This is a genomic window from Sungkyunkwania multivorans, from assembly GCF_042675645.1.
Lineage (GTDB): Bacteria > Bacteroidota > Bacteroidia > Flavobacteriales > Flavobacteriaceae > Sungkyunkwania > Sungkyunkwania multivorans.
On record NZ_JBHTJH010000003.1, the window covers coordinates 131,846 to 146,666 of the forward strand.

At 42.4% G+C, this 14,821-nt stretch carries 9 protein-coding genes and 1 tRNA gene; 5 read left to right on the plus strand and 5 right to left on the minus strand.

All coding sequences use genetic code 11. The features are described from left to right. Window positions 1–47: 47 nt before the first annotated feature. Window positions 48–3,452, minus strand: a complete 3,405-nt coding sequence (locus tag ACFQ1M_RS02505; protein ID WP_386403385.1) for a leucine--tRNA ligase — start codon at window positions 3,450–3,452, stop codon at window positions 48–50. A 119-nt stretch (window positions 3,453–3,571) separates the two neighbouring features. Further along, complete coding sequence (locus ACFQ1M_RS02510) at window positions 3,572–4,120, minus strand: porin family protein (RefSeq protein ID WP_386403388.1); 549 nt, start codon at window positions 4,118–4,120, stop codon at window positions 3,572–3,574. A gap of 256 nt (window positions 4,121–4,376) precedes the next feature. Here ACFQ1M_RS02510 and ACFQ1M_RS02515 point away from each other — a divergent pair, with 256 nt between their 5' ends. The 3 genes from ACFQ1M_RS02515 to ACFQ1M_RS02525 all read left to right on the plus strand — a co-directional run bounded on the left by ACFQ1M_RS02515 (window position 4,377) and on the right by ACFQ1M_RS02525 (window position 6,419). Further along, a complete protein-coding gene (locus tag ACFQ1M_RS02515) occupies window positions 4,377–5,255 on the plus strand; it encodes a cell division protein FtsX (protein WP_386403391.1) in 879 nt (292 codons plus the stop codon). An 18-nt stretch (window positions 5,256–5,273) separates the two neighbouring features. Continuing rightward, window positions 5,274–5,537, plus strand: coding sequence for a DUF3098 domain-containing protein (locus ACFQ1M_RS02520; protein ID WP_386403394.1), 264 nt, complete (start codon window positions 5,274–5,276; stop codon window positions 5,535–5,537). An 87-nt stretch (window positions 5,538–5,624) separates the two neighbouring features. Continuing rightward, window positions 5,625–6,419 carry an undecaprenyl-diphosphate phosphatase gene (locus tag ACFQ1M_RS02525; RefSeq protein WP_386403397.1) on the plus strand — a complete coding sequence of 265 codons (795 nt, stop codon included), beginning with the start codon at window positions 5,625–5,627 and terminating at the stop codon, window positions 6,417–6,419. Window positions 6,420–6,424: 5 nt separating this feature from the next. Here the strand turns inward: ACFQ1M_RS02525 and ACFQ1M_RS02530 are convergent, their stop codons facing one another. Continuing rightward, window positions 6,425–9,676, minus strand: a complete 3,252-nt coding sequence (locus ACFQ1M_RS02530) for a LamG-like jellyroll fold domain-containing protein (protein WP_386403400.1) — start codon at window positions 9,674–9,676, stop codon at window positions 6,425–6,427. A gap of 245 nt (window positions 9,677–9,921) precedes the next feature. Further along, window positions 9,922–9,993, minus strand: a tRNA-Gln gene (locus ACFQ1M_RS02535). 205 nt (window positions 9,994–10,198) lie between these two features. On the opposite strand from ACFQ1M_RS02535, the gene ACFQ1M_RS02540 reads away from it, so the two are divergent. Together ACFQ1M_RS02540 and ACFQ1M_RS02545 are read left to right on the plus strand one after the other, a co-directional pair. Next, entirely contained in the window at window positions 10,199–13,843 is a 3,645-nt protein-coding gene (locus ACFQ1M_RS02540; protein WP_386403403.1) for a glycosyltransferase family 117 protein, read from the plus strand. A 1-nt stretch (window position 13,844) separates the two neighbouring features. Continuing rightward, complete coding sequence (locus tag ACFQ1M_RS02545; protein ID WP_386403406.1) at window positions 13,845–14,534, plus strand: polysaccharide deacetylase family protein; 690 nt, start codon at window positions 13,845–13,847, stop codon at window positions 14,532–14,534. Here the strand turns inward: ACFQ1M_RS02545 and ACFQ1M_RS02550 are convergent. Continuing rightward, window positions 14,512–14,811 carry a thioredoxin family protein gene (locus tag ACFQ1M_RS02550; RefSeq protein ID WP_386403409.1) on the minus strand — a complete coding sequence of 100 codons (300 nt, stop codon included), beginning with the start codon at window positions 14,809–14,811 and terminating at the stop codon, window positions 14,512–14,514. The two genes, ACFQ1M_RS02545 and ACFQ1M_RS02550, sit on opposite strands and share 23 nt — an antisense overlap. Window positions 14,812–14,821: the final 10 nt, after the last annotated feature.

Genomic DNA, 14,821 nt, shown 5'->3' on the forward strand with positions numbered 1-14,821 from the left:
GCAGGTTCCCTTGTCAAGGGAAGGAATAAAATCCATGTTCTATTCCACTAACCTACTACATTGACAATCTTACCTGGCACTACGATCACCTTTTTCGGCTGACGCCCTTGAAGTTGCGCCTGTGTCTTTTCGTGAGCCATCACTGCTTTTTCAATTTCTTCTTTGCTCATGTCCAATGGTAATTCGAGCTTAAAGCGCATTTTCCCATTGAAGGAGATGGGGTATTCCTTGCTGCTTTCCACCAAATACTTCTCATCAAATTGTGGGAAAGGTGCTGTAGCGATCGACTTGCTATGGCCCAATCTTTCCCAAAGCTCCTCTGCAATGTGTGGCGCATAGGGTGAGATCAAAATGGCCAAGGGCTCTAAAATTTCTTTAGAAGTGCACTTCTGCGCTGTAAGTTCATTCACACAGATCATAAAGGTGGATACCGAAGTGTTGAAACTGAAGTTCTCAATATCTTCCTCTACCTTTTTGATGGTCTTGTGCAAGGTCTTCAGATTGTCTTTGGTCGGTGCAGCATCATTAAAGTTAACGCCTCCCTCACCGATATAGAGTTTCCAAAGTTTTTTAAGGAAGGAATGCACCCCGGTGATCCCGGCGGTATTCCATGGCTTTGCCTGTTCTAATGGCCCTAGGAACATCTCGTACATACGGAGTGTGTCAGCACCGTAGTCTTGGCAGATATCATCCGGGTTGACGACGTTGTATTTGGACTTGGACATCTTTTCGACTTCGCGACCGACTTTGTAGACGTCCTCTCCTAGATCCTCTCCATTGGAGAGGACTTTGCCACTTTCTCCAATAAAGATCGCGTCTTTAAATTCTGGAAGCCAATTTCTGAATCCTTCAATGTCTAGTTCGTCCGAGGCATTTACCAGAGACACATCTGCATGAATCTGTCCGAATAAAACTCGTGAATCATCTTTTAGCGCTTGCTCGCTAAACGTAACAGTCTCCTCTGGATAAACAGCTGCAAGTATTTCGTTGAGATTCGACCTTAAAGATTCTATATTATTTCTTACTCCATTAGAAACTAAAACCGTCGGTAGTTTTTTTGTATCAATCATTGGACCTGAATCAAGCGCCCACATAATTCTATAAACAAAAGCGCTCGTCCCCAAGATCATCCCCTGATTGATCAGTTTTTTAGCAAACTCGTCCACTGGCACCAAACCTTTATCGAACATAAACTTCTGCCAAAAACGTGCATACAATAAATGTCCGGTGGCGTGCTCGCTTCCACCGATATAAAGATCCACTTGTTGCCAATAGTCCACCGCTTCTTTAGAAAAGATCGCCTCGGTATTATGCGGGTCCATATAGCGATTAAAATACTGTGAGCTTCCTGCCCAACCCGGCATGGTATTCAACTCTAATGGAAAGACGGTCTTATGATCGATCTTATCATTTTCCACGATGGAATTGGTTGATGTATCCCATGCCCAGACGGTAGCATTGCCCAAAGGTGGTTCGCCAGTTTCTGTAGGTAGGTACTTCTCCACCTCGGGAAGTTCTATCGGTAAATGCTTCGCTTCGATCATCTGTGGCATCCCATCCACATAATATACTGGGAAGGGTTCTCCCCAATAGCGTTGACGGCTGAAGACCGCATCGCGAAGGCGGTAATTTATCTTTCCTTCTCCTTGACCGATCTCCTCAAGTTTTTCTACGGCCCTTTTGGTGGCCTCTTTATAATTCAACCCATTAAGGAAGTCTGAATTGGCTATGACAGTATTTTCCTTATCGGCAAAGGCCTCCTCGGAAATGTCCACGCCTTCAAAAATATTCGGAATTTCAATATTGAAGTGCTTTGCGAAATCGTAATCGCGCTGGTCGCCGCAGGGTACGGCCATTACTGCCCCAGTCCCGTAGCTGGCCAACACATAATCACCGATCCAGATGGGTACAGGTTCTTTGGTGAATGGATGTTCTGCATACGCTCCGGTAAATACCCCGGAGATGGTCTTCACATCGGCCATACGGTCGCGTTCACTGCGTTTGGCTGTGGCTTCGACATACGCATCAACGGCAGCTTTTTGCCCAGCGGTGGTGATTTTGGAAACAAGATCGTGTTCGGGCGCCAAGGTCATAAAGGACACTCCGAATATCGTATCGGGACGTGTGGTGAAGACGTCTATTTTGTCCTCTCCCCTGCCCTCTCCAATGGAGAGGGAGTTCAATACCTCTTTGATTTTTGCTATTACTTGTGAAATATCTTTTTCGACTTCCTCATTAGTGAATCGAAGTATGGTATATCCCAACTTCTCTTTTAAAACAACTTCTCTTTCGCTATCTTTTTGAATTTGATGGTCATGAATTCTACCATCAATTTCAATTATGAGTTTTTTCCCAAGACATACAAAGTCCGGTATGAATTCATCAATAGGATGCTGCCTTCTAAAACGGGCTCCTAATTTTCCTCCTCTAAGCTTTTCCCAAACTGAAGCTTCAGCGGGAGTAGGGTTTTTACGCATCTCTTTTGCTCTCTCAAGCAGAATAGCCGCAATCTCAGGTTTAGCTGTCCAAAAATATTTTGAATCTGCTTCCCCTCCGTCGGAGGGGGCTGGGGGGAGGACATTAAACGTCACCGAAGCTCCTTCAGAGCGGCCGATCCAATTGGTCTGGGAATCCTTTAACGGCTGTGGCCAATCGATCTTGTTCAATCCATCTAACAGGCGCTGTGCGTAGGCACTGATGCGCATGCTCCATTGGGTCATTTTTTTGCGTATTACGGGATGGCCTCCCCTTTCCGAAACACCATTGACGATTTCGTCATTGGCCAGAACCGTTCCTAAGGCTGGACACCAATTTACTTCGGTCTCTGCCAAATAGGTCAATCTATATTTTAGAAGGATCTCTTGTTGTGCTTTCCAGGATAGCGCATTCCATTCTTCGGCAGAAAATTCTTCTACGGTCTCGTCGCATAGCGCATTCACCGTTCTATTACCTAGTTTTTCAAAAATGGCGATCAGGTCATCTATCGGTAATGCGGAATCATGGTCATTACAATACCAGGATTCAAACAATTGAATAAATATCCATTGCGTCCATTTATAGTATTTAGGATCTGAGGTCCTAACCTCACGACTCCAATCGAAGGAAAACCCTATCTGGTCCAACTGTTCTCTATATCTTTTGATATTGGTCTCCGTGGTGATGGCTGGATGCTGTCCGGTTTGAATAGCATATTGCTCTGCGGGTAAGCCAAAGCTATCATAGCCTTGAGGATGCAAAACATTGAATCCCTTGTGGCGCTTATATCGGGCGTAGATATCACTGGCAATATACCCTAAGGGATGCCCAACATGCAACCCGGCTCCAGAAGGATAGGGAAACATGTCTAAAACATAGTATTTTGGCTTATCTGAATGGTTTTCAGCTTTGAACGTTTGGTTCTTTGCCCAATATTTCTGCCATTTGGCCTCTATCTCGTTAAAGTTGTACTTCATCACCTTTAAATTGAAGTGGCAAAGGTACAGCTAATGGGTAAAAGAGAAAAGTTTAATTGACCCACAAAAAAACGGGGCATAGGCCCCGTTTCTGTCTTTTGTGTTCTTGTTTTGACTACTTAGAAATTATATCCTACGGAAAGCTGAAAAACATTGTTGTTTACATCCGGATTTTCACTCACTGTGGTAATCCCTAGCACGTACCTAGCTTGAGCAAATAGTCCGAATGGTGTTTTTGCCCCTAATCCGAAAGCTGCGCCAAGATCGAACGAACTGGTATCGGCTTCGGTAACAGCTCCCAGAAACTCATCTGCATTATCATTGATCAAAAAGGAAAACTGCGGACCTACATCAATACTAAGCAGACTAGGCACAATATAATACTTGGCGAGAATAGGAATGGAAATGTAATCCAATTTAAACTCTTCATTTCCAGATTTCGCACCCTGGGTAGAATAGAGCAGTTCTGGCTGAAGCGCAAAGGTCTTCAACAGACTGACCTCTAGGGTAAGTCCAGCATGGAAGCCCGTACGGCTATCTGCATCGATCCCATCCCCACTGATATTGGCAAAGTTGAGTCCGCCTTTGATACCGACATCTATGTCTTGAGCGTTTGCAGAGCTAAGTCCTAACATGGAGATAGCCATTAAAAAAAATACTTTTTTCATAATGTTTCTTTTATGGTTAAAATTTGGTACGGTTGAACAAATAGCATGCCAACCGAAGATAAAGAAAGCCCGTAAAACTGTAATATGCAAATAAAAGGTCCGCTTAGCGTATTTTTTTGCCCATGTTCGTTCCATTGCCTCGTTCTTGAAAATGATCGTTTCAAGGGTGACATTTTCAACGAAAGGCCCAAATATTTCTTAAAATTGCACGTTGTCTATTTAGTTTACTATTTTTACCCAAACTTCTAAGAATCGTATGAGCTCTTCTTTTGAAAGGTACCAAAAACGACGTTTGATCTCTTCTTACTTTTCGGTGGTGCTTAGTATTGCACTTGTCCTTTTTTTGCTGGGCACCTTAGGCTTACTGGTTTTGAATACGAAGAAAGTTGCCGATCATTTTAAAGAACAGATCGCAATGACCGTTTATCTCAAAGAGAATGCTAAAGAAGTTGAGATAAAGCAGCTAGAAAAAAGTCTTGCCTTGTCTGACTATACCAAATCGGCAACCTTTGTGTCAAAAGAAGATGCGGCAGAAGCCCATAGTGAAGAAATCGGTGAAAACTTCATGGAGTTTCTTGGCTATAATCCACTTCAAAATTCTATCGACGTCTATCTTAAGGCCGATTTTGTCGATGCCGATTCTATCGCCAATATTGCTGAAGATCTTAAAGCCAAAAATTTTGTTGATGATGTTGCTTATGACAAACCCTTGATCGCGTTACTGAATGACAATATTAAAAAAATAAGCCTCTGGGTCTTGATCATCAGTGGTGCTTTTACAGTGATCGCGATGTTGTTGATCAACAGTTCCATTAGACTATCGATCTATGCGCGACGCTTTATTATCAAGACCATGCAGATGGTAGGTGCTACCAAGCGATTTATTCGACGACCCTTTATATGGAAAAGCGTTCGTCTCGGCATCATTGGGTCTTTTGTGGCCATGGCCGGAATGGGCGGCGTTCTTCATTATCTTAACAAGACGTTTCCAGACCTAAATCTTATGGAAGATCAGTTCATGGTCATTGGATTATTTGCAGGTATCTTTGTGGTTGGAATCCTAATTACATGGATAAGTACCTTTTTGGCCACCCAGCGTTTCCTAAATTTAAGGACCGACGACCTATACTATTAATCGAACCTTAATTAATGTATGAAGAATAAAAAAAATACTATCTCTAAACAACCTGAAGCAGATTTTATCTTTAAAAAGAAAAATTACACCTGGATGTTCATCGGGTTGGCGGTTATCGCCCTAGGCTTTATCCTTATGTCTGGTGGCGGCAGTGATGACCCTGATGTATGGAATCCTGCCATCTTCAATTTTCAGCGTATACGATTGGCTCCTACCTTGGTACTGATCGGTTTTGGTATCGAAGTATATGCCATTCTATTGAATCCTGACAAAAAAAAGTAATCCTTTAAAAAATTCAAATCTCGAGCACCGAATTCCATTTCCTTTTCTTTGGGGTTTGTCATTTGAATTTTGAAATTTCACCGAACTATGGAAATCATCGACGCCATCATCTTAGGAATCATCCAAGGACTCACCGAATTTTTACCAGTTTCCTCAAGTGGACATTTGGAGCTAGGCAAAGCCATTCTAGGCGACAATTCCATTCCAGAGGAAAGTCTGATGTTCACGGTGGTATTGCATTTTGCTACAGCGCTCAGTACCCTGGTGATATTTAGAAAGGAGGTCTTTGAGATCATCGGCGGACTCTTTCAATTTAAATGGAATGAACAATCGCAATTCTCCTTAAAGATCATACTTTCTATGATCCCGGCCGTGTTTGTGGGATTGTTCTTTGAAGAACAATTAGAGTCGCTTTTTGGAGGCAATATCTTATTGGTAGGTTGTATGCTTCTTGTTACCGCAGTTTTGTTATTCTTTGCCGATAAAGCCAAAAATACCAATAAGAACGTTTCTTATACGAATGCGGTCATCATTGGTATTTCTCAAGCGATTGCCATGTTACCAGGTATTTCTAGGAGTGGCGCTACGATCTCTACATCGGTCTTGCTAGGAAACGACAAGTCCAAAGCGGCACGCTTTTCTTTTTTGATGGTCGTACCGCTGATCTTTGGTGCCATCGCCAAGGATATTCTTGGAGGTGAGCTCTCTTTTGACAGTCAACAGATGTTACCACTGTCGCTGGGTTTTATAGCTGCTTTCTTGTCTGGACTCTTTGCCTGTAAATGGATGATCGCTCTGGTCAAAAACAGCAAGCTTACCTATTTTGCAATTTATTGTGTAATTGTAGGCCTATTGGCCATAGCTTTTGCCATTTTTGGCTAGCGAAACTATCTTAGCACCACTTTTTTAGAGAACATACCATTTGCAGTTTCAACTTTGACGATATGCATCCCTGCAAGTCCATTTGTTGCGATCACTGCTTTACCATCTGATAGTTTTACGCTCTTTAATTCCTGTCCGAGCATATTATATAATGTTGCATTATTCAATGAATTGGAAATCGCATTGGCAATGATCATCAACCGATTCTCTGATGTCGCGATTTTGATGGTCTCTTCTGATAATTGTTCCTCTTCGATACTTAGAACTTGTTGTCTTGAGAATACCAACTTAAAACGATGCTTGAAGGTGCCAGAAGGCAAGTCCAAGCGCAGCACTCCATCTTCTAAATTAAATCGCTCTTCGGTCGTTGAATCGTAAAGGAACACTTCTAATCCTTCGGGGCGATTCTGTAAATCGCCTAGTGCTATCGTAACTAATCCAGCATTTCTAGCTTTGATCGTCAATGGTAGTTCGGTTGACTCATCGATCAATGGTATTCCCTGAATGATAAAATTCTCTTCTTCTATGATCCAACTGGCATCGTCATAGACGAAGTCCTGGTTTTGGGCATCGTAAGCGACATCTTTTCCATAAGTGGAATGTTCATCCTCTGTGACGAGCAACTCCCTAGAAATACCATTGGTCGAGGTGATGTTCAACTTTAATTTGAACCGTGAATCCATAGCATCACTTTGTGTGGCGTTTTCATCATTTCGAAAGAAAACAGATGCTCCATCCGTTTCCCTCTTAAAGGTTCGCTGGTTATTATTGAACTTAATGGCACCTCCATCTGCGGCCGTCACAAAGAATCCTTGTGCTACCGAAATAAATGGTGAAGGTTCTTTTGATCCCGTTCCTGTCTGCGAAACATCTGGGTGTGAGATTGCACTCACCCCACCAGATAAGTTATAGGTTGCGTATCCTCCTTGATAATCTCTTAAAACATGGGTTCCACCGCCAAAGTGTTCCCAAAAATAGAGTGTGCCATCGATAACGTTTGTGGTATTATTGCCACCATTTGCCAAAGAGATATTATCTCGAATGAATTGATCTGCATCCAAGGCTGAAGGGTAAGGATTACCAACCAAGTATTGCTCTCCTGCCGAAAAGTCTAGACTGATCTCTCCATTGTTTGGCTTTCCTACAAAAACATAATTCTGCTCTTGCCCAACAGTTCCTGCACCGCTGCCTTTCATAGTATATCCGGCACCGGGACCTATGGCCGTTGTGCTTCGCACTTGGGTAAATGCGTTGATGTCATCTGCCGCTCCTCTAAAAGTGAATATCCAATAATCACTGATGGTGATGGGGTTTGTAGCCCCATTATCGGCAGCTGTATGCGAACTACGAAAATTAATATCCTTCAAATTCGTTACGTCACTACCATCTTTCAAGATTTGATTTATGGACACGGCCTTATTGTTCTCCACATCATTGATAGCACCCACAGGCGAACTCCAATAGTTGTAAGTGAAGCTATCTGCGGTTCCTTGCTGCGAACGCTCCACACTACCCTTGCTGTTAGGGTCTAATATACTTTCAGCCGTTTGAATTAGTTGTGATTCTCCTCTTAAGCGAATGACACCATCCAAGTTGAGATAGGCTGTATTTTGTAACTCTTGATCATTGAGTATCGTTAGCTTAGTGCCCTCTTCGAGCAACAACCCTAAATGTGTATGGCTAGCTACCGATGATAGTTTTGCCTCATTTATGATCTTTACAATTGCCCAATCTTTATGTGGCGTATTATCTATATCCCAAACATCACCATGTAACCACACATTTTCGTCCATCCAATTACCACTTTTATATGCAATATAAGGTGTGGGCTGGTTGTTTTCTTGACGCTCTTTCATATTGTGAAGAATCCCGTCAATAGCATTTGCCGAGGCGTCAGTGGTCGTTGCCAATCGGTCATCAACGTTGTCCATTTCGAAGTACAACCTCAATCGATCCCAAGAAAGACCTGTGATCTCGTTCTTTATCACACTTCCTTTAACAACACCATCATTTTCTTCTATTTTCTGATAGATCTGCTTCCTTAGCTGGTCTTCATTTAGCGCTACATTATAAACTCTTGCTTCGGAGATAGCACCATGGAAATAATCGTTTTCATTAAAACTATTTCGCCCGATCGAGAAACCATGGTTTTCATTCCAGTTTCGTCCGTTCCTAATGTTTCCACCAAGAATGGCCCGCTCTTCATTCAATAGTTCACCATTGATATACAGCTTTAGAGAATTTCCATCATATACGGTAGCCACATGATACCATAAATTCTTCTCCAACGTGGGTGCCATGTCTGCGGCGATACTCACATTGTTGGCTGCTGGAGCGTCCGTTCTCACGTATGCCCTTAGTTTGTCGTCACCGTTAAGGAACAATCTAAAATTTCTTTGCCCCATAATATCTGAAGGACCGTTGGACGCATTATCGATCTTTATCCAAGCCATCATGGTCGCTTCCTCTTCTCCTCCTAAAAAAGCAGGGGCACTGATATAGTCATCAACACCATCAAATCCCAATGACTGGGGAGTACAAAAACTTATTTTTCCCAAGCCAGAACCATGCACGAATCCTGGAGTGCAGGTGTCACAGTCTTGCCAAAGCAACGTAATGCTGTTGATATAATTATCATCGTAAAAATTAAGCCCTACCGATGCATTGTCGCCAGATGTTGAAGGAGCAAAGGCATTAACAACACCTCTATTGTTCGTGGTGTATGACGGTGTGTTGGATTCTGTAAAAATAGGATAGACAGTATCTCCCAATGTATTGGTGGCGGTGATGGTATACTTATCTCCATTTTGGCCTCCTGCATTTACGTGATGTATATCAAAACCAAGACCAAAGATCGGCTCACTAAAGGTAATTGTCATGGTAATTCCTTGATTTGAATAGCCAGAAGTAAAAAGGTTGAGAACCTCGCTTAACCCATTCACAGCCTGTCCACCGACGTGGGGAGTATCGGGTCCTCCTCGAAAATTCCAATCTTCGAGCGCATAGGTATCTCCGCTGAAAGTGATGGTCATGTCCACTCCTGAGCCATCCACATTTGTAAAGGTATTCGTCAAGCTTCCTTCTGGGGTCCAGTCGAATTCATCTTGCGAGTTTGGTGCGGTCGTCCAATTGAGGCTAAAGTTGTTTGCGCAGCCATTGGTCTCATGCAGTTGTGCATGACCTTTTGGCGTACCGAGTACCAGAACAGCCGAAGCCGTGATCAAAAATTTTAGTTTTTCTAAATATGTAGTTTTCATTTTCATACGTATTATGATGTGAATGTCTGCCAATTGGCATGACGATTTCAGACACCTACGAGAAAATGACCGGGAGGGTTTGGTTTTTCTTTAAAATTTTTTTGGAAAATTGCTATCGTGCTTCAAATCAAGAGGTTTCACGATGGCCAGCGATTCTTAACCCGATGCTTTACAAACTTTTGAAATAGAAACGATTTCGAAATAAAAAAACCTCCTAGCTTCTTCAAACTAAGAGGTCTTATCTGTTGGCCTACAAGGACTCGAACCTTGAACGACTGAACCAAAATCAGCTGTGTTACCAATTACACCATAGGCCAATACCAATATATACTGCATCCCTTTCGGTAAATGCGAGTGCAAATTTAAACCAAACTTTTATATGCACAAACATTTTTTGGGAAAATTACCGAAGTATAAGGCGCGGAGCGATACAATTTTACCGCATGTTAACGTTTGCTAAAAAAAACAGCGGTATCCAGCGATAATTCTTAAATTCGCCACAAGTCAAATTTTCAACGCTCTATGACGTTTTTCAACTTTAAGAAATTGAACACCATCCTTGGATGGACCGTATTTACGATAGCACTGATCACCTATGGTTTGACCGTAGAGCCAACGGCCAGCTTTTGGGATTGTGCCGAGTATATCGCTACCTCAGCAAAATTGCAAGTTGGTCACCCTCCCGGGGCACCTTTGTTCCAGATGATGGGAGCCTTTTTTGCCATGTTTGCCTCTGAGCCCGACCAGATTGCCTTGATGGTCAACTACATGTCGGTGTTTTCGAGTGCTTTCACCATTCTTTTCATGTTTTGGAGTATTACTATCCTCGTAAGAAAATTTGTTGTGAAGGATGAAGAAGCGGATTCCGCTCAAAACATAGCCATCTTTGGTAGTGGCCTTGTTGGTTCTTTGGCCTATATGTTCTCTGATAGTTTTTGGTTCAATGCCGTAGAGGCCGAAGTATATGCTATGGCCACCTTTATAATGGCCTTGATGTTTTGGTTGGCTCTAAGATGGGAACAGGACATGCACAAGCCGCGAGGCAATCGATGGTTGATTCTCATCGCGTTCTTGATCGGGCTCTCTTTTGGGGTCCATTTCATGGGACTCTTAACGATCCCTGCGATTGGAATGATCTACTTTTTTAAGAATTACGAGAAGGTAACGGTAAAGAATTTCATTTTAGCGAATGTGGTATCTGTAGCAGTCTTATTGTTCATCTTCAAGCTGTTATTACCGTCTACCTTAAAATTCTTTGGATACTTAGAGGTGTTTTTTGTCAATTCTATTGGCTTACCCTTCAACTCTGGAACCATCATCGCAGGAATTGCGATCATCGCCGCATTTTATTTCTTGTTGAGATACACCCGTAAGAAACAATATGTTCAACTAAATACTATCACCCTTTGTGTGTTGTTTGTTCTGATAGGATTCTCCTCTTGGGTAATGATACCTATCCGTGCCAATGCCAATACGGTGATCAACGAAAATGCTCCTTCCGATGCCCGTTTGCTACTTGCATATTACAATCTAGAGCAATATCCCGAAACACATTTGTTTTATGGCCCAATGTTCACAGACATGTATTCTGGTCAAGATGAAGAAGAGCCTTACATAGATGATAAGCCAAAATATGAACGAAATTATGAGACTGGCAAATATCAAATAGTCAATAAATGGGAGAAAGCCCGCATCAACTCCAATCGGAAGCACAAGGGTATTTTACCAAGGATGTGGAGTCCTGAGCACGCCGCTAATTATATGAAGATCATCGGTCCCTTGGATTTTAAAATGGTACCGCAGAGCAAATATATCGGTATTCGTGAAGATCAATATGGCGAGCTTAATGAGGAACAGCTTAATTATTTCTATAGAGAGTATGAATATTTAAAATCCCAAGCTCGGCAATTCAAAGCGGACTATGCCAATGGGGAGGCTGACGAGGAAGATTATCATAAATTCCTCCAAAAGAATTGGCGTCACTTAGATATTGAACGACCCACACTGTGGAACAATTTGCAGTATTTGTTTCAGTATCAGATGAGTTATATGTACTGGCGGTATTTTATGTGGAATTTTGTGGGACGGCAAAATGACGTCCAAGGAAATAATGATGTGGTCAATGGCAACTGGATAAGCGGCATTAAGCTCATAGACGAATGGAAACTTGGAAATCAGGACTATTTGCCCTCCGATTCTTTAAACAACAAAGCGAGAAACACCTATTTCTTCCTACCACTCATATTAGGTGTCATTGGTTTTGTCTTTGCTTTTAAGGAAAATATGAAATGGTCTTGGGTGCTCCTAGTATTATTCCTTTTCACTGGTCTGGCACTAAAGGTATACCTCAACGAGCGCCCTTTTGAGCCACGAGAAAGAGACTATGCATTGGTAGGGTCCTTTTATGTTTTTGCCATCTGGATCGGCTTGGGGGTTTACGGATTGTATGATGAGTTCAAGCGATTCTTATCACCAAAAATATTGGCCCCAACGGTGACCGTTGTTTGTCTTTTGGCAGTACCGGTGTTAATGGGCTTCCAAAATTGGGATGACCATGACCGGTCTAATCGTTATACGGCACAATCCATGGCAAAGGCCTATTTGGATTCTTGCCAAGAAAATGCGATCATATATACCATTGGTGACAATGACACCTTTGCGCTTTGGTACGCACAAGATATTGAGGAATACCGCCAAGACGTTCGCACCATCAATACAAGCCTTCTGGCAACTGACTGGTACATCGATCAGACCAAGCGAAAGACCTATGATAGCCCACCTGTAAAATCTCAACTTCAGCACTATCAATATGCCTGGGGTGTCAATGATTATATCGTGCACGAACCTGTTGAGCCTTTTAGCGAGCAACGCTGGAACATCAAAGACTTTATGAATTGGATCGCTAGCGATAATCCTGGCAACAGAAGAAGAGCATTGCTTCAACGAATGCAAGGGGATAACATTAGCTTGTACTCGGAAAGCGCTTTGGACATGATCTACTACCCAACCAATAAGATCCGTATTCCTGTAAATAAAGAAAACGTGCTAAAATATGGTATCGTTGCACAGAAGGATGCCGACAAGATCGTCGACTATATCGATATCGATCTACCGACGAGTGGATTGGCCAAAAATCGAATCATGATGCTAGATATTTTGGCGAATAATGAGTGGAAACGTCCTATATATTTTACAGGCGGTAGTTATAGCCCCGAAGAATATATTTGGCTAAAGGATTATTTACAGTTAGATGGGCTAACCTATAAATTAGTGCCGATAAAAACCCCTGTAGATAGGAATAACCCTTACGAGATGGGACGAATCGATACCGATACTATGTATGATATCGTGATGGAATGGGATTGGGGCAATTCTGGGTCACCAGACATTTATCACGATCCCGAAACCCGTAAGAATAGCATCTCGTATCGTGGGAATCTTGCACGTTTGGCAGAAAAGCTGATCGCCGAGGGTAAAGATGAAAAGGCCAAGAAGATCGCAGACCTTGCCATGGAAAAGATGCCAGTAAAATATTTTGGCTATTATAGCCTGGTCGACCCGTACATTGGTTTTTACTATCATCTCGGTGAAGAAGATCGTGCTAGAGACATCTATAAAGAAGTTGCACAGAAGTATAAGGAGCAACTACGCTATTACGAAAGCTTGAAACGCAGTAATAAATATACTGTTGGAGAAGATATCATAACGAATATCGAGCGTTATCGCAACTTGCTGGAAACGCCCATGCGCTATAAAGATACCCAGCTCGTGGAATCCGAATTGGATACCTTCATCGAATTGACCAAACCCTTTATGGAGCTTTACGGAAGTTATGATTATTATACACTCCTAGACCGAAGTATCAACGCTTATTATGAAGCTGGGAATGCTGATAAAGCAAGAAAACTATTTGCCGATGTCTCTGGAGAGTATCAAAAGCGGTTGGCCGAATTGAATAATTTGGACCCACAGCTGAAGATGCAACTAAGCAAGCGAATTGTAGAGGAGGTGGAAAGTTATCGCACCTTGATCGATATCCTCATGAGGAATAATGACACTGCAATTTTGGAAGTGGAAGCGAAAAAGTTCAATAGTTATATAGAACCTTTTATGAAACTCTATGCAGAGCAACCAGATATGGACTCGCTGCCATCAAACATAGAGTAACATGAGCTATATCTCTCCAAAGATTCCTTGGCTGCTTCGAAAGTCATTCCCAAGCTACCTTTGGAGATCATACACCAAAGAGAAGATCCTTTATCTCACCTTCGATGACGGCCCTATCCCAGAGATCACAGAACGGGTGTTGGATATTCTAAAGGACTTTAATGCAAAAGCCACTTTCTTTTGTATTGGAGACAATGTCGATAAATATCCGGCGATCTTGAAAAGGATCCTTACAGAAAAGCATGCTGTTGGCAATCATACTTACAACCATGTCAAGGGTTGGAAGTGTTCTAATGAAGCGTATCTGTCCAATGTACTCGAAGCTGAAGTGCTATTGGAGAGTTTTATTCGTGATTTTAAAAAGGATTTGCCGAATAGAAGCAAGGAGATGGATATGAAGCTATTTCGCCCTCCTTACGGTCAAATAACACCTACGCAAGCAAGGATGCTCCAAAAATTAGGGTACACCATTGTGATGTGGGATGTGGTTGCGATCGATTGGAAATCTGAGATTTCGCAAGACAAGGTCGTCGATAATGTCTTGAAAAATGCAAAGGAAGGAAGTGTCGTCATCTTTCACGATAGTGTAAAAGCCTCTAAAAATATGTTATACGCCTTACCTAAGGTCTTGACGTACTATCACGATAGAGGTTTTACCTTTAGGGCCATCAGCCCACGTACTCTTGCATAAGTCCGATAAGGGTATTGGCATCTTGTTCCCCACTCTGTCTCCAGACCATTTCTCCTCCCCTGTAGATCATCAGGGTCGGGAGCCCTTTGATACGCAGCGCCTCAGCCAACTCTTGGTTCTTATCAACATCTATCTTTATGACTTTTCCCTTATCACCAATAGCCGCTGCGACATCTTTAAGTACGGGATGCATGGCCGTCGATGGTTCGTTCCACTCGGTATAAAAATCAAGCAAGATTGGAATATCCGCATCTATTAATTCACCAAATTTTGACATAGGTTTTGAT

Excerpts from the sequence above, each read along its gene's own strand:
- ACFQ1M_RS02505 (WP_386403385.1), bottom strand. The coding sequence starts at position 3,452 with ATGAAGTACAACTTTAACGAGATAGAGGCCAAATGGCAGAAATATTGG.
- ACFQ1M_RS02510 (WP_386403388.1), bottom strand. The coding sequence starts at position 4,120 with ATGAAAAAAGTATTTTTTTTAATGGCTATCTCCATGTTAGGACTTAGC.
- ACFQ1M_RS02515 (WP_386403391.1), top strand. The coding sequence starts at position 4,377 with ATGAGCTCTTCTTTTGAAAGGTACCAAAAACGACGTTTGATCTCTTCT.
- ACFQ1M_RS02520 (WP_386403394.1), top strand. The coding sequence starts at position 5,274 with ATGAAGAATAAAAAAAATACTATCTCTAAACAACCTGAAGCAGATTTT.
- ACFQ1M_RS02525 (WP_386403397.1), top strand. The coding sequence starts at position 5,625 with ATGGAAATCATCGACGCCATCATCTTAGGAATCATCCAAGGACTCACC.
- ACFQ1M_RS02530 (WP_386403400.1), bottom strand. The coding sequence starts at position 9,676 with ATGAAAACTACATATTTAGAAAAACTAAAATTTTTGATCACGGCTTCG.
- ACFQ1M_RS02540 (WP_386403403.1), top strand. The coding sequence starts at position 10,199 with ATGACGTTTTTCAACTTTAAGAAATTGAACACCATCCTTGGATGGACC.
- ACFQ1M_RS02545 (WP_386403406.1), top strand. The coding sequence starts at position 13,845 with ATGAGCTATATCTCTCCAAAGATTCCTTGGCTGCTTCGAAAGTCATTC.
- ACFQ1M_RS02550 (WP_386403409.1), bottom strand. The coding sequence starts at position 14,811 with ATGTCAAAATTTGGTGAATTAATAGATGCGGATATTCCAATCTTGCTT.